This window comes from Bacillus sp. URHA0034 (assembly GCF_056280405.1).
In genome coordinates, this window is sequence record NZ_JBWCDK010000002.1 from 5,382,505 (window position 1) to 5,402,974 (window position 20,470).

Genomic DNA, 20,470 nt, shown 5'->3' on the forward strand with positions numbered 1-20,470 from the left:
TGCAGTAGAAATAGGGGAGGGTAAAAACATGGTGTATAAACTTCGAGTATTAACGGATGAACAAAAGCGACAGTTTGAAACGGAGGGATATTTGCTAGTTAAAGGATTGTTTTCGGAGGAGCAACTGGCGGAAATTGACAGAACCTTTGAAGACATCAGCCATCAGGTGATCCCGGGGCATTTTGAGCCGGATTTGCAAGAGGAAACGACCGATCCGCTAAAGCGTTTTCCAAGGGTCATGCATCCGCACCGGTTTAATAAAACAGCCAAGCGGTATATGCTGCATCAACCGGTAATGAATGTGCTTGCTGATTTGTATGAGGAAGAACCGTTGGCGGCTCAAAGCATGTTCTATTACAAGCCTCCGGGCGCACGGGGACAGGCGCTTCATCAGGATAACTTTTACTTAAAGGTAGAGCCGGGCAACTGTATCGCTGCTTGGACGGCAATAGATTCGGCGGATGAGGAGAACGGCGGGCTGTTAGTTGTGCCAAAGACGAGTGCCTATGATATCGTATGTCCTGATGTGTCCGATTCTAAGGAATCGTTCACTACACACTACGTGAAGCCGCCGAAGGATCAGAAGGCAGTTCCGGCAGTGATGGAGAGGGGCGATGTGCTTTTTTTCAATGGGAATCTGATTCACGGCTCGTACCGCAATAAGACAAAGGATCGTTTCCGCCGCTCGTTCATATGCCACTATGCCAACAGCTCGGCTACACGCATTTCCACATATTATCGTCCTCTGTTCCGGGCTGACGGCACCCCGGTGGAAATAGAGAGCAATCCGGATGGAGGTCCGTGCGGCGTTGAATACGATTCACCGTATATCCACTAAGCGTGAGCCGCGGCTCGAGGTGCTAATGTCCTGGTGGGGGATGAACGGGCTGGGTGTTCAAAACGGAACTGGTGTGGAATGGAGCATGGAGGAGAAGGTACGGCGCATCGCCGAAGCGGGCTACGACGGTATTAACGGTATGCTGCCGGAGGGCAGGGAGGCCGAACGCTTTTCTCAGCTGCTGGATCAATACAACCTTTCATACAGCGTAAACGCGTATCCGAAAACGGCGGAGGAGCTGGACGTGTTTCTTTGCAAGGCAAAATCGTTCGGAAGGGTCGATTTCGTCAACGTACAGGTGATAAGACCGTTTCTAGTCGGAGAGCGAGCGGTGCAACTGCTTGATGACATGGCGGAAGTGTCGCGATCTGTGGGCATCCCGGCGTATATCGAAACGCACCGCGGCACGATCACACAGGATTTGCTGCGCACGGTAGAGTATGCTGAAGCCTTGCCAGAGCTTGAGCTGACGATCGACTTCTCACATTATGTCGTGGCAGGGGAAATGCATACGGTGTCGGACGAGGCAGAAGAGCTGCTCCAGACGCTGCTCGCCCGGACGAAGAGCATACACGCGCGCGTATCGAACGGGGAGCAGGTGCAGATCGATATCCCCATGTTTGGAAGCGTGGATGGTCAGGGTGCCGCTGACCGCGGGTTCGAACACCCGATGTTGAAGCATTTTCAACGTTGGTGGTTAAGTGGGATGCGCAGCTGGCGTCAAGCCGCAAAGGAAAACGAGGTGCTGCCATTTGTCTGCGAGCTGGGGCCGCCACCTTATGCAATCACGGTGTGCGGCAAGGGCGACGTGCAGTCCGAGGTGAGCGATCGCTGGACGCAATCACTGCTGTTTGCAAGGATCGCTCGCTCCCTATGGGAACGGGTTTAACCAAAAAAGAGCAGGTTCATATTCAGGTTTTACAACCTATTGGCCAATTGGAAAAGTCCTTGTAAGTCAAGGGCTTTTTCGGATTAGAATCATAAATTTACCGCGGCACACTAAAGTGAGAAAACACCATGCACCAATTTTAAGGGTGCGTTGATAGACTTATATTTTAAGCCATAAGGCGCAGGAACAGTTTGTTGCCGAGGAAAACGGGTATGCCAACTTCTTAGTCATCGGTAAATCACTCATTAAGGGGGAAATGGTTTCATGAGAGCATATAGTATTGACGTGAAAAATGCACAAAAAGAGATATACCCACTTGAAACAAACCTTGGTGGATCCAATCTAGCAGGAGAAAATTATAGCTTTACAAACTATTATATGGAGAAAAATGGCCGGCCTTTTTTCGGTATAAGCGGTGAATTCCATTTCAGTAGATATAACTGTGATAAATGGGAAGATGAAATCATCAAAATGAAAATGGGTGGTATTAATATGATCCCAACCTATATTTTTTGGAACCATCATGAAGAGGTGCAAGGAATATTTGATTGGGAAGCTAATAAAAACCTTAGAAGATTTGTCGGGCTTTGCGGAAAGCATGGGATGGGCGTCATTTTGAGAATCGGTCCGTTTGCCCATGGTGAGGCAAGAAATGGTGGAATTCCTGATTGGCTCTTCGGAAGGCCTTTTGATCTTCGTTCAAATGATCAAGAGTATATGACATATGTGAACAGGTTTTATCAAGAAATTGGCAAGCAGGTTCAAGGATTCCTCTTTAAAGAGGGCGGCCCTATCATCGGAACTCAGATTGAGAATGAGTATGAACATGCAGGTGCACCGTGGGAAATAACAAATGGAACTGGGAATGAGTGGGTACCCGCAGGCAGAAGTGGCAATGTACATATTATCAAACTAAAGGAGTTAGCTATCCAAGCTGGAATTCAAATTCCAATCTATACGAGTACTGGCTGGGGAGGTGCAGCAGCACCTGTTGAAGAAGTACTCCCATTGTGGGGAGGCTACGCGTTTTGGCCATGGATTTTTTATGGAGATGTGAAAGAGCACCCTGCTACACCCGAATTTATTTTTAGAGATTATCATAATAATCAACAAAAAAACTACGGGTTTACTCCTGCTTATTGTCCTGAGAGTCTCCCATTTGCTTGCTGTGAAATGGGTGGAGGGATGACCGTTTTCTATAAATATAGATTCAAGTTACCATATGAAAGTGTCGATGCAATGGCAGAAATGAAAGTGGCCGGTGGATGTAACTTTGTAGGCTACTATGTTTTCCATGGTGGTTCAAATCCCAAGGGGAAAAAAACACCTTTCTTGAATGAGAATGCTACTCCTAAACTATCATACGACTATCAAGCTCCAATTGGAGAGTTTGGACAAATCAGAGAGTCATATAAGAGATTAAAGCGGCAACACTATTTTTATAAAACAGTGGAGGAAAGCTTTTGCAAAACTAAAACCGTCCTTCCCTATGATACAAAAGATATGGATCCGTATGATATTGATACATTGAGGTTTGCTGTAAGAGCACATAGAAACTCTGGTTTTGTTTTTATTAATAATTATCAGGATCATGTTGAAACAAAGGACCAAAAAGACTTTGCCATCACAGTTAACCTTGAGAATGAAGAGATACGTCTTCCTAAAACTGGTAATATGTCGTTAGCGAAGGATGAGTGCTGTATCCTTCCATTTAACTTAGATTTAAAAGGACTAAATCTTATATGTTCTACGACACAATTACTAACAAGCTTGGAGCATGATGGTGAAACATACTTTTTCTTCTTTACTCCAAAAGGAATGAAGGGTGAGTATTATTTTGAAAGTGATGATATCCAAGAGGTAAGTGTCGATAATGGGAACATCATTTCTAATGAAAATACCTTGATACAAGTAAGTAATGAGGAAACTAGTCTGATCGATATCATGTTGAAATCAGGTAGGAGGCTGCATGTTTGTACGTTGACAAATGAACAAAGCTTAAACTTTTGGAAGTTTACATATAGAGGAAAAGAACAGGTTTTTATTACGAATGCAACCTTGCTTGTAGAAGAAGAGAAAATAAGACTGGAAAGTAAAGGTTTAGAGACTGTTGAAATCAAATCATTCCCAGGCTTTAATGGTACGTTAAAAATAGCTGGAGAGGAGGTTTATAATCGGAACCATGGCTTCTTTAAGGAATATAAGAAAACCATTAGTTTAAGTCATACAGGCCTAGAGGTTAAAATGGTCAACCAAAATAAAGCTGTGATTCAGTTTCAGCCCGAGGCTTTTGACAATGTAAAAGAACTTCTTCTTCAAATTGAATATGTAGGGGATATTGGATATGCGTTTATCGATGGAGAGTTAATTCATGATAATTTTTGTAATCATGATACATGGGAAATCGGCCTGCAACAGCATAAACAAGACCTGTTAGCAAAAGGAATGTATCTTTATATCTCCCCATTAAAGGAGGGGAGCTTTGTCAAGAGTGATTCACCAATGGCAGCAAGAGCTGAGGTGATAAACAAACAAATGGCTGAAATTCAATCAATCAAGGCTACAGCTATTCGTGAATTTGAAATAAAGATGTAACGATTTAAAGGGAACATCCAGATAATAGATAAAATATAGATCCAAGAAAAAAGCTTTCTTTGAGCTTTCATTCCTTACAAGTCCTCACTTGTTGTGTTCTTTAAAACTACAGAAAAAAGCAGTGCAAGATTGACCTAAAGCAACGCAGTCGAGATGCGTTGCTTATTTATTTCTGTTAAATTCATATAGAATGATCACTACAGTTTACATAATGTTATTATGTGAACTAAGTTATATTTTAACATTTCGCAAAAACGGATGATATTATTAAAATTAGAAAATACAAAAAATACTGAATGTTAACAGTTGACAGTCAACTTAAATTGTCTTAGCATTATAAACACAGCAAGCGTTTTCAAAATTCGGTTCAGAAAGTAGGGTGCTGTCATTGTTATCGATTGTGAAAGAGACACTAAATGCCCAAATCTATCAATTATTAAAAAAGCGCTTATTGGAAGGCTATTATTCTCTTGGTCAACGATTAGTAGAGGTGAAACTTGCAGAAGAATTCGGAGTCAGTCGCGGTCCGGTGCGCGAAGCTTTAAAAATGCTTATTCAAGATGAATTGCTTGTACAAAAAGGGAACGCAATCCATGTGTTCAATCCTTCATTATCCGATATGATTGAGATTTATCAAGTCCGGCAGCAAATGGAATCGCTTGCAGCTAAATTAGCTGCTCAAAATATTGAATCTTCAAAACTAGAAATGCTTGAAAACATCGTTGAAGAAACCAAAACAGCATGGTTAAAACAGGATAAAAACCATGTAGTGGAATTGAGTATTCAATTTCATGAGATTATCCTGGAGTCATCCGGAAATCGCCAGCTGATTTCATTAACAAATATGATTCGCGATAAAGTTACCTATTTCAGGAACAGTGGTGTTAAAGGGGGAATGCGAGATGAGAGTCTTATCGAAGAGCATACTCGTATCCTTTCAGCGCTTAAACAACGGAATGGGGATAAAGCCGGAAAAGAAATGCAAGAACACATTGAGCATGATTTATTGGCACTAGTATCACTTTATAAGAAGAATCTGCTTTAGTTTATAGGAGATGAACACAAATGGGAAAAAAAGCATTAGAAGGTTTAAAAGTGCTTGAAATGGGACAGCTAATTGCAGGTCCATTTGCCTCTAGATTATTAGCTGAATTTGGCGCTGAGGTTATAAAAGTTGAACCTCCAGGTAAGGGGGATCCAATCCGAACATGGCGGGTTGTGGAAAACGGCACAAGTCTTTGGTGGTATGTTCAATCCAGAAATAAAAAGTCCATTACAATTGACCTGAAGCACCATGAAGGACAGGAGTTGATTCGCGGCCTGATAAAAGAAATTGATATTTTAATAGAGAACTTTCGCCCGGGAACATTGGAAAAGTGGGGTCTCGGATACGAGGAATTAAAAAAAATCAACCCAGGTCTGGTTATGATTCGGGTGTCCGGATATGGTCAGGATGGTCCTTACAAAGATAAACCGGGTTTTGGATCGATCGGGGAAGCGATGGGAGGTCTTCGCTATCTCACGGGATATCCAGATCAACCGCCGGTACGAGTAGGTATAAGTATTGGAGACTCCTTATCGTCACTTTATGCAGTGATAGGTGCATTAATGGCTGTTTATTATCGGGATGTGCATGGTACAGGTGAAGGACAGGTAATTGACGTTGCCCTTTATGAATCGGTGTTTAGTTTAATGGAAAGCGTTCTCCCCGAATATGACCGAGCAGGAATGATTCGGGAAAGATCGGGAAGTATGCTTCCGGGAATTACACCATCGAATACCTATGTTTGTGCAGATGGGAAGTTTATGGTAATCGGTGCGAATGGAGATGCGATTTTTAAAAGGCTTATGTATGCAATGGGGCGAGAGGACATTGCCGAGGATCCGCGTTTTGAAAACAATGCCAAACGATCTGAACATGCTGAATTCTTAGACGATCTTATCGAAGAATGGACTAAAAGTCTGCCATTCGAGGTGGTAAAGGAATGTTTAGATAAAGCCGGGGTCCCGGCGGGGTCCATTTATTCTGTGGAGGATATAGTAAATGACCCGCATTATCAATCCAGGAAAATGATTCAAGAAGTAGCCGTTGATGGTCTTGGAATGTTGAAGATGCCCGGGATTGTGCCTAAGATGAGTGAAACACCTGGTGAAATCGAGTGGGCAGGACCCAAATTTGGGGCACCACACTGAGGATGTTTTGGGCACGAAACTCTTCCTGACTGAAGAGCAAATAAAGGATTTAAAAGCAAAAGGGGTTATTTAAGAGAAAAACTATCCAATCCAATTATGAAGCATGGAAGTTCTTAATTTAGAAGAGGTGATGTCTTATGAATCTTCCGGATAAAGTGGAGATAATAGAAGTCGGACCCAGGGATGGGATTCAGAATGAAGCTAATTTTATTCCGACTGAAAAGAAAATAGAGCTAATCAACGCACTTAGTAAAACAGGAATTAAACGTATGGAAGCTGTTTCTTTCGTCCATCCGAAATATGTGCCACAAATGAAGGACGCAAAGGAAGTGCTAAACGGGATAGAAAAAAGCTCTTACGTTCAATATATGGCGCTGATTCCAAATGCTAAGGGGTATGACCGTGCAATTGAAAGCGGTGTTAATGCATTATCACTTGTAGTAGGGGCGAGTGACAGCTTTAATTTAAAAAATGTAAAAATGAGTCGGGAGCAATCTATTTTAAATTTCACTCCGGTCATCGAAAAAGCAAAAACAAATGATATTTTTATACGGTATAATATCGCAACTGCTTTTTGGTGCCCATTTGAAGGAAGAATAGATACTGGCTTGGTTCTCAAAATGGTTGAGGAGGCAGAAATGCTAGGGGTAGATGAAATTGTTCTGGCCGACACCATTGGCAGAGCGAATCCAAAGCAGGTTCTGGATGTATTTCAAGCTGCCATTTCATTAAAAACAAAGGCCTCTATTTCTGCTCATTTTCATGATACCTATGGCATGGCAATGGCAAATGTTAAGGCTGCATTAGAAGCGGGGGTCACTCGATTTGATGCTTCCATCGGCGGTCTTGGCGGATGCCCATTTGCCCCTGGTGCAGCTGGTAATGTGGCAACAGAGGATATTGTTTTCATGATGCATGAAATGGGAATTGATACGGGAATTGATTTCGAGCAGCTTTTAGCTTGCATGGAATTACTGAAACCATTTACGAATCGGGAATTGAAGGGTCATCTTCACAAAGTAAAAGCTTGCCAAAACTAAATAGAGAAACACAATAACTGATCCCGAAAGACAGAACAGGGGTTTTTGGGAGATTTATACTTAACTATTTCATTTATTTAATGGATGGAAATTTGGAGGGGAGAACTAGCATGTCTACATTAATTGGGGAACGTATGAATAATCTTCCGATTGGAAAAGTCCATAAAAAGGCTACAACCATAATTGGCATCGGATTATTTTTTGATTTTTTTGAGTTGTTTTTAGCGAGCGTATTATCTAGTGTTTTACAAGAGAAATTCCATATAGAGGCAGGATTAATGCCACTTTTACTTGGTTCCAGTTTCTTAGGAATGTTCTTCGGGGCTATTTTCTTGAGTGGTATGGCTGATAAGTTTGGAAGAAAAAAGGTTTTTATCGTGAATTTAACCGTTTATTCGGTTGCCTCATTATTGATAGCATTTAGTCCTAACGTAGCGCTTGTCATCTTGTTTAGGTTTATAGCCGGCTTAGGGCTTGGATCACAGCCTGCTCTTTGTGATACTTATTTAAGTGAAATTATCCCTGCCGTTAAAAGGGGGAAATACATCGCCTTAGCCTATACGCTTTCATTTCTTGCTGTACCGATCGAAGGAATGCTTGCTCGTTGGTTAGTTCCGCTTTCTCCCCTTGGAGTGGATGGCTGGAGATGGATATTTGTCATCGGAGCAGTTGGTGCATTTGTTGTATTTATGTATGCCCGAAATTTACCTGAGTCCCCTCTTTGGTTAGCTTCAATTGGACGCACAGAAGAGGCGGAAAGGATATATAGAGATTTCGCAGAAGGTGCTGGCGTTAAGGCTCAAGAGGCTGTTCTAGCAAGTTCCCATATAATTAAGCAAGAAAAAGTACCGTTTGCTGATATTTTTAAGAAACCGTTATTAAAAGGAACATTAATGATTTATATATTCCAAATTTTCCAAACGATCGGCTACTATGGATTTGGAACACTAGCCCCAGTTGTGCTTGCTTCAAAGGGGTATACCATTACTCATTCGCTTGAATATGTTGCTTTATCCTTTATCGGCTATCCATTGGGTTCATTGCTTTCGGTACCGTTAATGGAACGAATCGATCGAAAATGGCTTGTTGTTTCAGGTGCCTTTTGTATGGGGGTATTCGGTCTTATGTTTGGTATGGCAAATTCCCCTTCACTTATTATTATAGCTGGATTCATCTATACCATTGTCAGCAATATTTTTTCAAATGCGTATCATACACTCCAGGTTGAAATATTCCCAACGCCTGTTCGTGCAGCTGCTTCCGGTGGTGCCTATAGCATAAGCCGATTAATGAGTGGATTAATGCCATTTATCCTATTGCCAGTATTGCAGCATAGCGGAGCGTCCATGATGTTTACAGTTGTTGCGGCTGCCATGTTAATTGTTATATTGGACGTGGCATTACTTGCCCCTAGTACAACCGGGAAGCCGTTGGATATGTTGGAGATTTCCGAACAGCTTACAATGTCAAGAGAAAAGAAAGCGTAAAAAGTTGAAATTGAAACTTTCCTAAATTCGTAATTATTAATATTCAAAAAGTTCCATTTAACGGATAAGGGAAAATGGAAACAGTATGCTTTCTAGCGATTTGAAATGATAGTCCTTTTATGTCTAATATAAAAAGGAAGACCTCAATAAAAAGTTGAAGGTCTTCTTTTAATATGTTCCTAATTTTATTTAAAATCATAGACAGATAGATTAGGGCTTTGAAAGCTAAAAAGTTTAGGCCTTTACCTTTGCGACTCTTTCGAATCCCTTCTTAACGGCTTGTATATATTCAGTCATAGCACGAACGGATATGTCGGCATTTGGATTGATTGATTCGAACCCATGATAGGCCCCAGGATATAAATGAAATTCGACATCAACACCGGCTTGTGCAAGCTTAGTTACATAGGTTAATGTTTCATCTCGGAATGGGTCTAATTGACCGACACATGTATAGGTGTATGGCAAATTACTATAATCCTCTGCTCGGGCAGGGGCAGCATAGGCAGGAATATGATTCGTTTTATATAATTCTCCTAAATACATTTTCCATCCAGCTTCGTTTGTCTTTTGATTCCAAACAAATCCTTGTTTAATTTCATTCGTTGAAGATGTATTATTTTGGTCATCGATCATTGGATAGAGCGGCATTTGGAAACAAAGGGAGGGGTACCGCCGATCGCGGGCTAATAAAGTTATTGCTGCTGTTAGTCCACCGCCAGCGCTCGCGCCTGCCACACCTATCCGATTCGAATCAATGTTTAATGCTTCTGCATGATCAGCAATCCATTTTAATGCGGCATAACAATCCTCAATTGGGGCTGGATAAGGATGTTCGGGAGCTAAACGGTAGTCTACCGAAATGACCACACAGTTGGCTTCTTTTACAAACCTCATACAAAGATCATCATTATCATCAATTGAACCTAAGATATAACCGCCACCATGTATCCATAACAGGGCAGGTAAGGATTCATTCATTGATTTTGGACGATAAATTCTTAACGGTAATGGATTAGCATCAGGTCCAACTATGATTTCATTTGTTAATGAGAGGGAATCATCAACAATGGCAGGTGGTCTCATTTGAGCTGCGCCTTCCCTGATTGCTGTTAAAAACTCTGGTCGTAAATCGAGGCCTTGAAACATTTCTAAACCAGCTAATAACTCTGGATTTACACGTTCTTTCATTTTAACACTCCTTTTGTATTCGTTTTCAAAAATGAAGTGTATTCTAGATAGTTTAATTGTGATAAAATCATCACAATTAAATTATAGGGTGAAGTTGTTTTAATAGTCAACGAAATATTCTGAATATTAGTGCGAGAAAAAGGAGCATTACCTATCTATTAAACTGTTTTTTTTCTATCAAATCAAATATTATTTGAGAATAACTGAGACGAATTATAGGATGGACATTCCCTTTTTCAAAATGGTAGCATGAGAATGTCTTAAATGAGTAGAGAGGATGTTTTTTTTGATTAAAACTGTGATTGCGACCCTTTTTCAAGTGATGATTCCTCTTATGATACCGGTTAGTGCTGGTGCCATCCTTGGCCGATGGGCACGGCTAGACACCAAGCCATTATTAACTCTTACATTATATTATCTAAGCCCAGCCATGATATTAGATACATTAATGAATGCGCATGTTTCTCATAGTGATATTTTTCATACCCTCGCGTTTTCCTTGCTTAATCTAGTTATGCTTTGGGCTATCGCCACCAGTTTAAGTAAGCCTCTTCATTTTCCTGCGAATGAAAAGGCAGCTCTGGTATTGGTGTCATCCTTTACAAATAGTGTCAACTATGGGCTACCTCTTGTTTTACTTGCGTTCGGGAAATTAGGGCTTGAAAAGGCATCTGTTTATGTTGTCATTCAAATGGTCATTGTCAATACAATCGGGGTTTATTTTGCGGCACGCTCGCAATTTTCAATAAAAAACGCGGTGCGATCGGTATTTTCACTTCCAGCTATATATGCTGCGATGCTGGCACTTGTCCTTCGCGGTTTCCATCTTTCCTTACCTAGCGGAGTGGCGAAAGGCGTTTCCATGGTTGCAGATGCATACTCCCCAGTAGTCATGGCTATATTAGGGGCACAAATTGTAAGTGTAAAAACCACTAAGTTTGAATGGAAATCTCAAAGAGCCTTTTGGACTGGGATGACCGTTCGTTTGTTGGTTTCTCCTGCGGTTGCTTTAGTTTGTTTATCAATTTTGCACATAAAAGGCATATTGCAATCGGTTCTTTTTGTTTTAGCTTGTATGCCAGTAGCCGTAAATGCCGGCATTCTCGCGGAAAAATTTAATGCATCACCCAATATTGTATCTAGGTGTATACTCTGGACAACACTTGTCTCTTTTATTATTTTGCCGTTTCTAATTGCAGCTATAAAGTGATAAAGGAAATTGTTTTTACTATTGATTTTAAAGGTGGATATTTTCCTTGAAATATTATTACAAAAAAATAAGCAATCTTAGTCCCGTAGAGTACAGATATACCAAGATTGCTTAGAAACTTTCTTTTTATAGTCAGTTTTCTGACGAGCGTCTCTTTACTAAAAGACTGCTCTAAGAGTACATAGTTTTATGAAGGATAAACGTACTATTATGCGAATATTGCCTTTGTCAGTAAAAATAGAACAGATGGGGCAAGTAAGCAGCCTAGGCCAGTATAAAAAGTAGCCGTAACCGCTCCATAAGGAACTAGTTTTGGATCTGTTGCAGCTAATCCTCCTGCTACTCCACTCGTTGTGCCCATCATTCCGCCGTATACCATGGCAGTACGCGGGTTATTTAATCCAATATATTTTGCAATAAATGGTGTACCTATCATGGTCAAGATCGACTTTACCAGTCCTGCTGCGATGCTAAGGGTGATAACTTCAGAACTTGCACCAATAGCAGATCCTGTTACTGGTCCTACAATATATGTAGCTGTGCCGGCACCAATGGTCGTTAAGCTAATAGCATCTCTGTATCCAAAGGCAAGTGCAATAATGACACCGACGACAAAAGAGAGAACCACGCCTACAAACAAGGATAAGACACCGTTTACACCAGCCTTCTTTATTTCACTAAAATTCGCCCCAAAGGCGGTAGCAACAATAGCAAAGTCCCTGAGCATTCCGCCGCCCATTAGCCCAATTCCAGAAAAAAGGGTAATGTCTGATAACCCTTTTTCTCCTCCGGTAACCACTCCGCCGATGTAAGCGAGGACAAGACCAAGGGTAATGGCAATAGCAGACCCATGGATGCGACCTCTAGTTAATTTGTTAGAGATAAAATAAGAGAGATACATAGTTAAGCCAACAATGGCAAAAGCAACAATTAACCCATTATTTTGCAGAAGATTACCTAATATTTCTAACATCCTGTTCGCCTCCATTCACAACGATTTCAAGAATCTCTGCCTGGTTACCCTTGCTTAATAGAGGAACAACGGCCCAGCTAATCAGTACTACAGCTACTCCAGCTATAATAGCCAGAAACCCTCCATCTAGGGCCGCAACCACATTTTGCTGTGCTGACATGGCAATAACAATCGGAATATACATTCCACTCCAAAAAGCTAATCCTTCTTGTGTCTGTTTGTTAAGCTTATCTTTCTTTTTAAAGTACTCCACAAGTAGTATCAGCATAAGCATAGCAAAACCCACACCGCCGACATTTGCGTCAATTCCAAGAAGATGTCCTAAAAGATCCCCAAAAAACACCCCGGATAAAAAGCAAATAGATAATATTGCGACCCCAAAAATAACCATGCAATTTCTCCTTTTCAATTTTTTCTTTTAAGCATAAAACGAAAAGCGAACAGAACAATTTTACGTATGTCTGTACTGAGAAGAAAATCGAAACAAAGGAAAGCGTTTGCAAAACAGAGAATCAACAGTCGACTGTATTCCTAAAACTCATAATAAATCGTGAGAAAATAAAATGTCAATCTTTTTTTAAATTTTCTAAATATATTGAAATCTACGAATTCTGAGACTATAATAAAAATCGACAGTCGACTATTTTAAAAATGATTGGAGGAGACTTCGTCATGAAAACGAATAAATTTACTCAAAATGCATTATCAAATCACATTGCTGAACATATTACAGATCAAATTATTAAGGGGGAACTTATCCCTGGGGATAAACTAATCGAACATATTTATGCAGAAGAGTACGGAACTAGCCGCGCTCCCGTTAGGGAAGCTATTTATCTACTTTCCATAGAAGGCCTTGTGGAAAGAATTCCAAGAAAAGGGGCTGTGGTTAAAGAATATACGGAGAATGAGATCTATGATCTTCTTGAAATACGTAACATGCTTGAAACGATGGCCATCGAACGTATTGGCCGAAACGGAGTAGACCAAACGGACCTGCAAAAAATGGCTGCTATTTTAGAAGATATGGAGGATGAGGCGGAAGTTCATCAATATACTCAACTTAATCACTCTTTCCATATGAAACTTGTAGAAATGAGTAAAAGTGAGACGATTAAAACGATGTATTCAAGGCTCGGATGGCCGCTGCTAAGAATCCAAAGCCTATCGTTTGCAAACGATGGTAATATTCAAAAGTCTGTTAGAGAGCATCAAATGTTAATCAATTTTTTGAGAGAAGAAAACATCAAGGAAGCAACGAATCTTTTAAAACGGCATAACGAGGATGTAATTTCGAGTATGAAGAAAAAGCTAGCTTCACAAAATAAATAAGTTTTTTCAAGATTATAGAGTAGTTGAGTTTTCAAACAAGGTGGTGAATGTTGGTGAAACTCGCATTCTTATTTCCTGGCCAAGGTTCTCAAAAGCCGAATATGCTTCAAATACTGCCTGAACATCCTGCAGTTGAGGCTGTCTTGCAAGAAGCGACGGATGTACTTGGAGAAAGCGTTTACAACTTTAATCCCTATGAAGCTTTGAGATCGACCGTATCTGTTCAAATCAACCTGCTTGTTTCCTCTGTTGCTATCTTAAAAGTATTTGAAGCCGAAGGGATCTATCCCCATATTGTGGCAGGCCATTCTGCAGGTGCTTATAGTGCAGCCGTTGCATGTAGGGCCATTGGGTTTGCTGATGCTCTAAAAATGATAAAGCTAAGAGGGCAGCTAATGGAACAGGCCTTTCCTAGCGGCTATGGAATGGCTGTCATCACAGGAATGGATGAAGAGACAGTAAAAGAGCTTGCAAATTCTTGTTTTACAGAGGCAGAACCTGTTTATGCGGCAAATGTCAATGCTCCGGATCAAATCACGATTGCAGGTTCTATTACTGCTCTCAACAAGGTCATTAACCGTGCCAGTACTAGTGGGGCAAGAAAAGCGGAACTTCTAAATGTGAACATACCATCCCATTGCTCTTTACTAAACTCAGTTTCTAGTTCTTTATATGAGGAATTGTCAAAAATTAAATTTAGACAGCCAATCATTCCATATGCTTGTAACCGGAAGGCAAGGCTTTTAAGATCGCCGGAACAGGTTAGGGAGGATCTTGCCTTTAACGTTTCCCATCCAGTTATGTGGCATGATATTACTTCCATCCTTTGTGAGCATGGTACAAGGCTTTTTATTGAGATGCCTCCAGGAAATGTTCTTGCTAGTTTATCCAAAAAAGCATTGCCTGGTGCCCGTTCTCTTTCTGTGGATGAAAACGGGTTTGGAAATTGTTTGGTTTTGGCTAGGCGTTTCTGTTCTGAACATTCTTAAGTATAAAAGTTTGATAGGAGAAAGGGGATAGCAGGAAATGCAGGCGATAAAAAAACACTCATGGAAAAAACGATTAGAGGCAAAAGAAAAGAGAATGGAGAAAATGAAAGGCATTACGAGCAGCCGAATTATCCCTACATATAAAATAGTTCAGGCGCTTGAAACTTTAATTCAGCCAGGTGACCGCGTTGTTCTGGAGGGTAACAATCAGAAGCAGGCATCCTTCCTGTCATCAGCCCTTGCCAAGGCAGACCCGGGAAAATTATATGATCTGCATATGATTATGTCCAGTATATCCAGGCCTGAGCATTTGGACTTGTTTGAATATGGAATTGCTAAAAAAGTAGATTTTTCTTACGCCGGTCCGCAAAGTCTTCGGATTGCACAAATGCTGGAGGATGGGAAACTTACGATGGGTGAGATCCATACTTATATAGAGTTGTATGGAAGGTTGTTTATCGACTTGATTCCATCAATTGCGCTGGTGGCTGCTGACAAAGCCGATGCCGTCGGTAATTTATACACAGGACCGAATACAGAAGAAACTCCAACGTTGGTTGAAGCAGCAGCTTTTCGTGATGGAATTGTCATTGCGCAAGTGAATGAATTAGTGGATGAACTTCCACGTGTTGACATACCTGGTTCATGGATTGATTACGTTGTAGTTGCTGACAAGCCATATCAGCTTGAGCCTCTTTTTACCCGTGATCCGCGACATATTACAGATATCCAGGTGCTTCAAGCGATGATGATTATCCGTGGTATCTATGAAAAGCATCAGGTAAAGTCGTTAAATCATGGAATTGGCTATAATACAGCTGCCGTGGAATTGTTACTACCTACATATGGAGAAAAGCTTGGCCTTAAAGGAAAGATCTGCAAACACTGGGCGTTAAACCCTCATCCCACATTGATTCCTGCCATCGAAAGTGGCTGGGTAGACAGCGTCCATTGCTTTGGCGGGGAAGTTGGAATGGAAAAATATGTGGCCTCAAGGCGCGATGTGTTTTTTACAGGCCGTGACGGAAGTTTACGCTCGAACCGGACATTATGCCAGCTGGCGGGGCAATATGCTGTTGATTTGTTTGTAGGTTCAAGTCTGCAGATTGACGCTTACGGAAATTCCTCGACAGTTACTCGCGGGAGGCTTGCAGGGTTCGGCGGGGCACCAAATATGGGGCACGACCCAGGTGGGAGGAGACATTCTTCCGAGGCGTGGCTGGACATGAAGACAAATGATGATCCGCTTGCACGTGGAAAAAAGCTGGTAGTTCAGGTAGTAGAAACCTTCCAAACCGGAAATAAACCAGTGTTTGTTGAATCTTTAGATGCATTGGATGTAAAAAATGATGCAAATCTCGCAACTGCACCTGTGATGATTTATGGTGAAGACGTCACACATATTGTGACGGAAGAAGGGATTGCCTATTTATATAAAGCGAACAGCATGGAAGAACGCAGGCAGGCCATCGCAGCAATCGCAGGCGTTACTCCGATTGGGCTTGAACATGACGTTAGAAAGACGGATAAGTTGAGAAGGGAAGGACTAATTGCCCTCCCTGAGGATCTTGGGATTAGAAGAACCGATGCCAAGCGTTCATTGCTAGCTGCTAAAAATGTAGAGGAGCTGGTGGAATGGTCAGATGGTTTATATGAACCACCTGCTAAATTCCGCAGCTGGTAACAGGGTGAAGTTCAAATGGAAAATTTACGTTATACAGAGAATCTTGCAATTTTAGCAGTGCAAGCGCTGATCGAAGAGGCAGAACTGACGCCGAAGCCAGGTCTTGTTGACAAGGAAAGCACAGGTTCCCATCATGATATGTCGATTGAATTAATGATTAAATCAGCCAGATCATTAGAGCAGGCATTCAGGGAAATTGCCAAGGTAAGCTATGGAAGGGGCCCTTCTCAGGATTTAAGGGAAGAGATTGCGGCTATCGGGCGCCAAGGGGAAATCGATATGTTCCAGGCTACTGGTGGCGTGAATACACATAAAGGTGCTATCTGGGCATTGGGCCTGCTTATTTCAAGCGCAGCCATGAACCCAGGAGAGACATCTTTGGAACTCATTGCTAAAACCGCAGGAAACCTTGCCCTCTTCCCGGATCGAAACCTGCCACAACAAATAACAAATGGTAAAAGGATAAAAGAAAAATATGGGGTGAATGGAGCGCTGGGGGAAGCTCAGCAAGGGTTCCCTCATATAAGAAATATATCTTTACCTGTTCTTTATGATTCGAGGAGAAGGGGGATTAAAGAGGACCTATGCAGGCTGAATACCTTAATTGCACTTATGGCAAGTCTTGATGATACATGTATTTTACATCGGGGAGGGGCTCAAAGCTTGACCGCTGCCAAGGAACTTGCTTCAGAAATCCTACTATTAGGCGGCGTTTGGACACAGACCGGATGGAAGGTTTTAGAGCAACTAAGTCAATACTTAATTACGTGCAATGCTTCCCCAGGGGGTAGTGCGGATTTGCTTGCGGCTACATTATTCCTTGATTATCTCTATAAAAATAACACAAGCCATTTATGTGGGTTCAAAAAGTACTCGCTCATTAGAAAATAAGGAGGGTGCCAAATTGGAAAAATTATTGTTTCGTTTTCCTGCAACAAAAAAATTGAATTCGATTTCACATGTGGGTGTGGTTGGATCTGGAGATTTGGAAATTTTGATGGAACCTTCAGAAGGGACATATACAGAGATCATTGTACGTACTGGTACAACGGGTTTTAAAGAAACATGGAGCTCCGTTTTAGAGAGATTTTTTTCACAGCATGATGTTTCAGCAATCGTTAAGATTAATGATTTCGGTGCAACTCCAGGAGTTGTATCATTACGTTTATCACAAGCTTTGGAGGTGGCTAACGATGCTCGATACGTTAAAAAATAGCTTTGTTGAATGCGGTGGACGTGATCGGGCACGTGCATTGTTGGATGAAGCCAGCTATAGGGAGTTACTGGATCCATTCACAGGTATTGAATCACCACATTTGGAACCCCAGGGCATAGTTCCGCAAAGTGATGATGGTGTGGTGATTGCAAGGGGAGAACTGCATGGTCTACCTTTATTGGTGATTTCTATAGAAGGAAATTTCCAGGGGGGAGGCATTGGTGAGGTCTCAGGTGCTAAAATTGCCGGTGCACTGGAACTCGCTTTGGAGGAAAATAAAGCAGGTGGATCAGTGTACCCAGTTATTGTGTTTGATACAGGAGGAGTAAGGCTGCAGGAAGCAAACTATGGACTATTGTCCATTGCAGAAATTGGGGCTGCTATTGTCGCTCTAAGGGAATATGTACCGGTTATCGGTATTATTCCAGGGAAAATTGGAGCATTTGGCGGGATGTCCATTACGGCTGGTTTATGCAGTATCTTAATTATGACCCGTGAAGGACGGCTTGGATTAAATGGACCTGAGGTTATCGAGCAAGAAGCCGGTATTGAGGAATTCGATTCCATGGATCGTCAGTTAATCTGGAATACAATTGGCGGGAATCAAAGAAACACAACGGGATTCGCCGATCTAGTTGTGGATGATGATATTGAAGCCTTTCAACATGCTATTCTATCTGCTGTCAAAAAAGCGGCCGGACAACCCCCAAGAAGCACCCAGATTGAAAGGTATCTAATGTTTTTACAAACGGTCGATCCTTCAGAATTCATTAACGCGGAAAAAGCACGTCATTTATGGAAACAGTCCGGACAAAATACTCTAGATGAATATAGCTTTACGAGGACTATTCAGGACAATGGGATAGTAAGCAGAGGGAATAAATGGTTTACTCTCTTAACAAAGGGGGCCCCAACTATCAGTAAAATCCCTTCTGTTCTATGTACAGATGCCTTTATTGGGAATGTTCCTGCGCGTTTTCTTGCAGTGGTACCGGATAAATGTAGCCGCTTCCCAAGAGCACGATCCGGTGAATTGGGCCTTGAAGAAGGATGGATGATCGCGAAACATGTACGGGATGTGATCGAAGAGGATCGGCATCAGGAGAAGCGGGCAATTGTCGCAATTGTTGATGTACCAAGCCAGGCTTACGGCTATCGGGAGGAACTTCTGGGGATTCATCAGGCATGTGCTGCGGCAGTTGATGCTTACGCTTCTGCTAGATTAGCAGGGCATCCAGTCATTGCCTTTATACCTGGAAAGGCTATTTCAGGTGCATTTCTTTCCCACGGAATGCAAGCAAGCCGTCTGATAGCATTAGAGGATGAGGGTGTAAATGTTCATGTTATGTCCAAAAAATCAGCAGCTAGAATTACACAGCGTACGATTGATGAATTGGAAGAAGCCACAAAAAAAGTTCCTGCAATGGCCTATGATATTCGTTCTTTTGAAAAACTAGGTGCACTATTTGCCCTCATGAGTGGTATAAATGCAGATTCCCCAGGGATTTCCGACCGCACAGCAGTATTTAGTAAATTAGTTGAAGCCATTGAAGACACAAAAAACAGTCCAAGGGATCTTAGCAACAGACTCAACACTTCTTTTGCACGAGAGGGTGGGCGGACAGCTTCTATACTTGTAAGGGAGAAGCTTACAGAACAATGGTGCTAGAACCACATGATTTACTAAAGATTAATCCAAAAGATATTTTCAGCCACTCTCTAATCCCTGAATGGGTGTTTTATTCTTTGGAGATTGCACCATTTGTTGTGGTACGGAGGGTACATGCTCCAAGAGGGCAGGCAGCCATTGGGATTAGGGGCAAGCAAAGAAACCAGAGATTTGGGGCATTTTTACCAGAACATAGTGTTATAAAACAAATAAAACCTGAAGACCTTACCGGAAAAGAACTGTGGAAAGATAAGCAATCACCGGTTTTTGCGACTCTGAAGTTCGTAGAAAAGATATTCAATGCTCACAGGCTTTCATGGGGGCCTGGAGGAAGTGTCGGTTTTGAGCTTGCTAGTGGTGTGAAAACAGTAACATCAAAAAGTGACCTAGACCTAATTATTCGTTCACCAGAACCATTGGAGTTTTGTATTGCGAGGAAGCTTGTGGAAGAATTAAAGAAAAGCCCGGCAAGAGTGGATGTTCAAGTGGAAACCCCTGCCGGTGCCTTTTCATTGGTGGAGTATGCAAGAGGTCCTGGGCCAGTGTTATTAAAAACCATGTTGGGTCCCAAGTTGAGCAGCAATCCTTGGGACGGCTACCTGAATCCGACAAAAATAGGTAATCAACCGTAATCTTCTATTAATATTGTAATCTAGAAAAGAAAATTGTGTTTAATCAAAGCCTTCCAATTACCAAATTTGGAGGTTTTTTTCTTATGGACATTTTTGAGTCTCTATTACTATAAAAATGCAGAGAAATATCCAGTTAAGAGATAGTCAAGTGATCATTAATAATGGGACATCCTCCGCCTTTTTAAATCATATCTACGAAAATAAAATTGGCTATGTTTTGAAGGAAAGAGTATTAATAAAGTTTGGATGTTGGATCAAATATTATTTCATTATGTCCACTTTGTCATAAGAAGGTTCATCATGATGATACTTTTGATGAGAAGAAGGGGATTCTTGAGGAATTGTATAAGATTAGAAAAGATAGACTAAAGAAGTGTAAGATTGATATTTCTTTAAGGGATTTGTTATCCTATTATCATTAACACACAATAATAATTATCTGTGAACATGGTAATGGATAAAAAAGTCTCCATACTATTAATAGTAGTAGTTTTAATAACTTTGGCTTTTTTTCCTGATTTTAAGAAAATTA

The 20,470-nt window shown here is 41.4% G+C and carries 18 protein-coding genes; 15 read left to right on the plus strand and 3 right to left on the minus strand.

All coding sequences use genetic code 11. The features are described from left to right. Positions 1-28: 28 nt before the first annotated feature. The 7 genes from ACZ9EE_RS28145 to ACZ9EE_RS28175 all read left to right on the plus strand — a co-directional run bounded on the left by ACZ9EE_RS28145 (position 29) and on the right by ACZ9EE_RS28175 (position 9,042). Entirely contained in the window at positions 29-838 is an 810-nt protein-coding gene (locus ACZ9EE_RS28145; protein WP_476031862.1) for a phytanoyl-CoA dioxygenase family protein, read from the plus strand. Next, entirely contained in the window at positions 810-1,727 is a 918-nt protein-coding gene (locus tag ACZ9EE_RS28150; RefSeq protein ID WP_476031863.1) for a sugar phosphate isomerase/epimerase family protein, read from the plus strand. Before ACZ9EE_RS28145 ends, ACZ9EE_RS28150 begins: the two co-directional genes overlap by 29 nt. A 264-nt stretch (positions 1,728-1,991) precedes the next feature. Then, a complete protein-coding gene (locus tag ACZ9EE_RS28155) occupies positions 1,992-4,322 on the plus strand; it encodes a beta-galactosidase (protein WP_476031864.1) in 2,331 nt (776 codons plus the stop codon). Between the two features lie 400 nt (positions 4,323-4,722). Further along, positions 4,723-5,367, plus strand: coding sequence for a GntR family transcriptional regulator (locus ACZ9EE_RS28160; protein ID WP_476031865.1), 645 nt, complete (start codon positions 4,723-4,725; stop codon positions 5,365-5,367). A 20-nt stretch (positions 5,368-5,387) separates the two neighbouring features. Continuing rightward, positions 5,388-6,515 carry a CaiB/BaiF CoA transferase family protein gene (locus ACZ9EE_RS28165; protein ID WP_476031866.1) on the plus strand — a complete coding sequence of 376 codons (1,128 nt, stop codon included), beginning with the start codon at positions 5,388-5,390 and terminating at the stop codon, positions 6,513-6,515. A gap of 137 nt (positions 6,516-6,652) precedes the next feature. Beyond that, positions 6,653-7,555 carry a hydroxymethylglutaryl-CoA lyase gene (locus tag ACZ9EE_RS28170; RefSeq protein ID WP_476031867.1) on the plus strand — a complete coding sequence of 301 codons (903 nt, stop codon included), beginning with the start codon at positions 6,653-6,655 and terminating at the stop codon, positions 7,553-7,555. 110 nt (positions 7,556-7,665) lie between these two features. Then, positions 7,666-9,042 carry an MFS transporter gene (locus tag ACZ9EE_RS28175; RefSeq protein ID WP_476031868.1) on the plus strand — a complete coding sequence of 459 codons (1,377 nt, stop codon included), beginning with the start codon at positions 7,666-7,668 and terminating at the stop codon, positions 9,040-9,042. A 234-nt stretch (positions 9,043-9,276) separates the two neighbouring features. Here ACZ9EE_RS28175 and ACZ9EE_RS28180 read toward each other — a convergent pair whose 3' ends face one another. Next, a complete protein-coding gene (locus ACZ9EE_RS28180; protein ID WP_476031869.1) occupies positions 9,277-10,233 on the minus strand; it encodes an alpha/beta hydrolase in 957 nt (318 codons plus the stop codon). Positions 10,234-10,519: 286 nt separating this feature from the next. Here ACZ9EE_RS28180 and ACZ9EE_RS28185 point away from each other — a divergent pair, with 286 nt between their 5' ends. Beyond that, positions 10,520-11,443, plus strand: coding sequence for an AEC family transporter (locus ACZ9EE_RS28185; protein WP_476031870.1), 924 nt, complete (start codon positions 10,520-10,522; stop codon positions 11,441-11,443). A 208-nt stretch (positions 11,444-11,651) separates the two neighbouring features. Here ACZ9EE_RS28185 and madM read toward each other — a convergent pair whose 3' ends face one another. Both madM and madL read right to left on the minus strand, forming a co-directional pair. Beyond that, positions 11,652-12,416 carry a malonate transporter subunit MadM gene (madM, locus tag ACZ9EE_RS28190; protein WP_476031871.1) on the minus strand — a complete coding sequence of 255 codons (765 nt, stop codon included), beginning with the start codon at positions 12,414-12,416 and terminating at the stop codon, positions 11,652-11,654. Beyond that, complete coding sequence (gene madL / locus ACZ9EE_RS28195; RefSeq protein WP_476031872.1) at positions 12,397-12,807, minus strand: malonate transporter subunit MadL; 411 nt, start codon at positions 12,805-12,807, stop codon at positions 12,397-12,399. The genes madM and madL overlap by 20 nt, the downstream gene beginning before the upstream one ends. Before the next feature lie 281 nt (positions 12,808-13,088). Between madL and ACZ9EE_RS28200 the strand changes: the two genes are divergently transcribed. From ACZ9EE_RS28200 to ACZ9EE_RS28230, 7 genes are read left to right on the plus strand one after another with little or no spacing between them, the layout of a single operon-like run. After that, positions 13,089-13,748, plus strand: a complete 660-nt coding sequence (locus tag ACZ9EE_RS28200; RefSeq protein ID WP_476031873.1) for a GntR family transcriptional regulator — start codon at positions 13,089-13,091, stop codon at positions 13,746-13,748. Positions 13,749-13,801: 53 nt separating this feature from the next. Then, complete coding sequence (gene mdcH, locus ACZ9EE_RS28205) at positions 13,802-14,737, plus strand: malonate decarboxylase subunit epsilon (RefSeq protein WP_476031874.1); 936 nt, start codon at positions 13,802-13,804, stop codon at positions 14,735-14,737. A 37-nt stretch (positions 14,738-14,774) separates the two neighbouring features. Beyond that, entirely contained in the window at positions 14,775-16,421 is a 1,647-nt protein-coding gene (mdcA, locus tag ACZ9EE_RS28210; RefSeq protein WP_476031876.1) for a malonate decarboxylase subunit alpha, read from the plus strand. 15 nt (positions 16,422-16,436) lie between these two features. Continuing rightward, positions 16,437-17,312 (plus strand): triphosphoribosyl-dephospho-CoA synthase, encoded by an 876-nt coding sequence (locus tag ACZ9EE_RS28215; protein ID WP_476031877.1) that lies wholly within the window; start codon positions 16,437-16,439, stop codon positions 17,310-17,312. A gap of 13 nt (positions 17,313-17,325) precedes the next feature. Further along, a complete protein-coding gene (locus ACZ9EE_RS28220; protein ID WP_476031878.1) occupies positions 17,326-17,637 on the plus strand; it encodes a malonate decarboxylase subunit delta in 312 nt (103 codons plus the stop codon). Then, complete coding sequence (locus ACZ9EE_RS28225) at positions 17,615-19,306, plus strand: biotin-independent malonate decarboxylase subunit beta (protein WP_476031879.1); 1,692 nt, start codon at positions 17,615-17,617, stop codon at positions 19,304-19,306. The genes ACZ9EE_RS28220 and ACZ9EE_RS28225 overlap by 23 nt, the downstream gene beginning before the upstream one ends. After that, the gene (locus ACZ9EE_RS28230) at positions 19,297-19,938 is read left to right on the plus strand and encodes a malonate decarboxylase holo-ACP synthase (RefSeq protein WP_476031880.1); all 642 of its coding nucleotides are present in this window, start codon (positions 19,297-19,299) and stop codon (positions 19,936-19,938) included. Before ACZ9EE_RS28225 ends, ACZ9EE_RS28230 begins: the two co-directional genes overlap by 10 nt. The last annotated feature ends 532 nt before the right edge of the window (positions 19,939-20,470 follow it).

Coding starts and splice junctions, on each gene's coding strand:
- ACZ9EE_RS28145 (WP_476031862.1), top strand. CDS start 29: ATGGTGTATAAACTTCGAGTATTAACGGATGAACAAAAGCGACAGTTT.
- ACZ9EE_RS28180 (WP_476031869.1), bottom strand. CDS start 10,233: ATGAAAGAACGTGTAAATCCAGAGTTATTAGCTGGTTTAGAAATGTTT.
- ACZ9EE_RS28200 (WP_476031873.1), top strand. CDS start 13,089: ATGAAAACGAATAAATTTACTCAAAATGCATTATCAAATCACATTGCT.
- ACZ9EE_RS28230 (WP_476031880.1), top strand. CDS start 19,297: ATGGTGCTAGAACCACATGATTTACTAAAGATTAATCCAAAAGATATT.
- mdcA (WP_476031876.1), top strand. CDS start 14,775: ATGCAGGCGATAAAAAAACACTCATGGAAAAAACGATTAGAGGCAAAA.
- ACZ9EE_RS28155 (WP_476031864.1), top strand. CDS start 1,992: ATGAGAGCATATAGTATTGACGTGAAAAATGCACAAAAAGAGATATAC.
- madM (WP_476031871.1), bottom strand. CDS start 12,416: ATGTTAGAAATATTAGGTAATCTTCTGCAAAATAATGGGTTAATTGTT.
- madL (WP_476031872.1), bottom strand. CDS start 12,807: ATGGTTATTTTTGGGGTCGCAATATTATCTATTTGCTTTTTATCCGGG.
- ACZ9EE_RS28175 (WP_476031868.1), top strand. CDS start 7,666: ATGTCTACATTAATTGGGGAACGTATGAATAATCTTCCGATTGGAAAA.
- ACZ9EE_RS28165 (WP_476031866.1), top strand. CDS start 5,388: ATGGGAAAAAAAGCATTAGAAGGTTTAAAAGTGCTTGAAATGGGACAG.
- ACZ9EE_RS28225 (WP_476031879.1), top strand. CDS start 17,615: ATGCTCGATACGTTAAAAAATAGCTTTGTTGAATGCGGTGGACGTGAT.
- ACZ9EE_RS28170 (WP_476031867.1), top strand. CDS start 6,653: ATGAATCTTCCGGATAAAGTGGAGATAATAGAAGTCGGACCCAGGGAT.
- ACZ9EE_RS28215 (WP_476031877.1), top strand. CDS start 16,437: ATGGAAAATTTACGTTATACAGAGAATCTTGCAATTTTAGCAGTGCAA.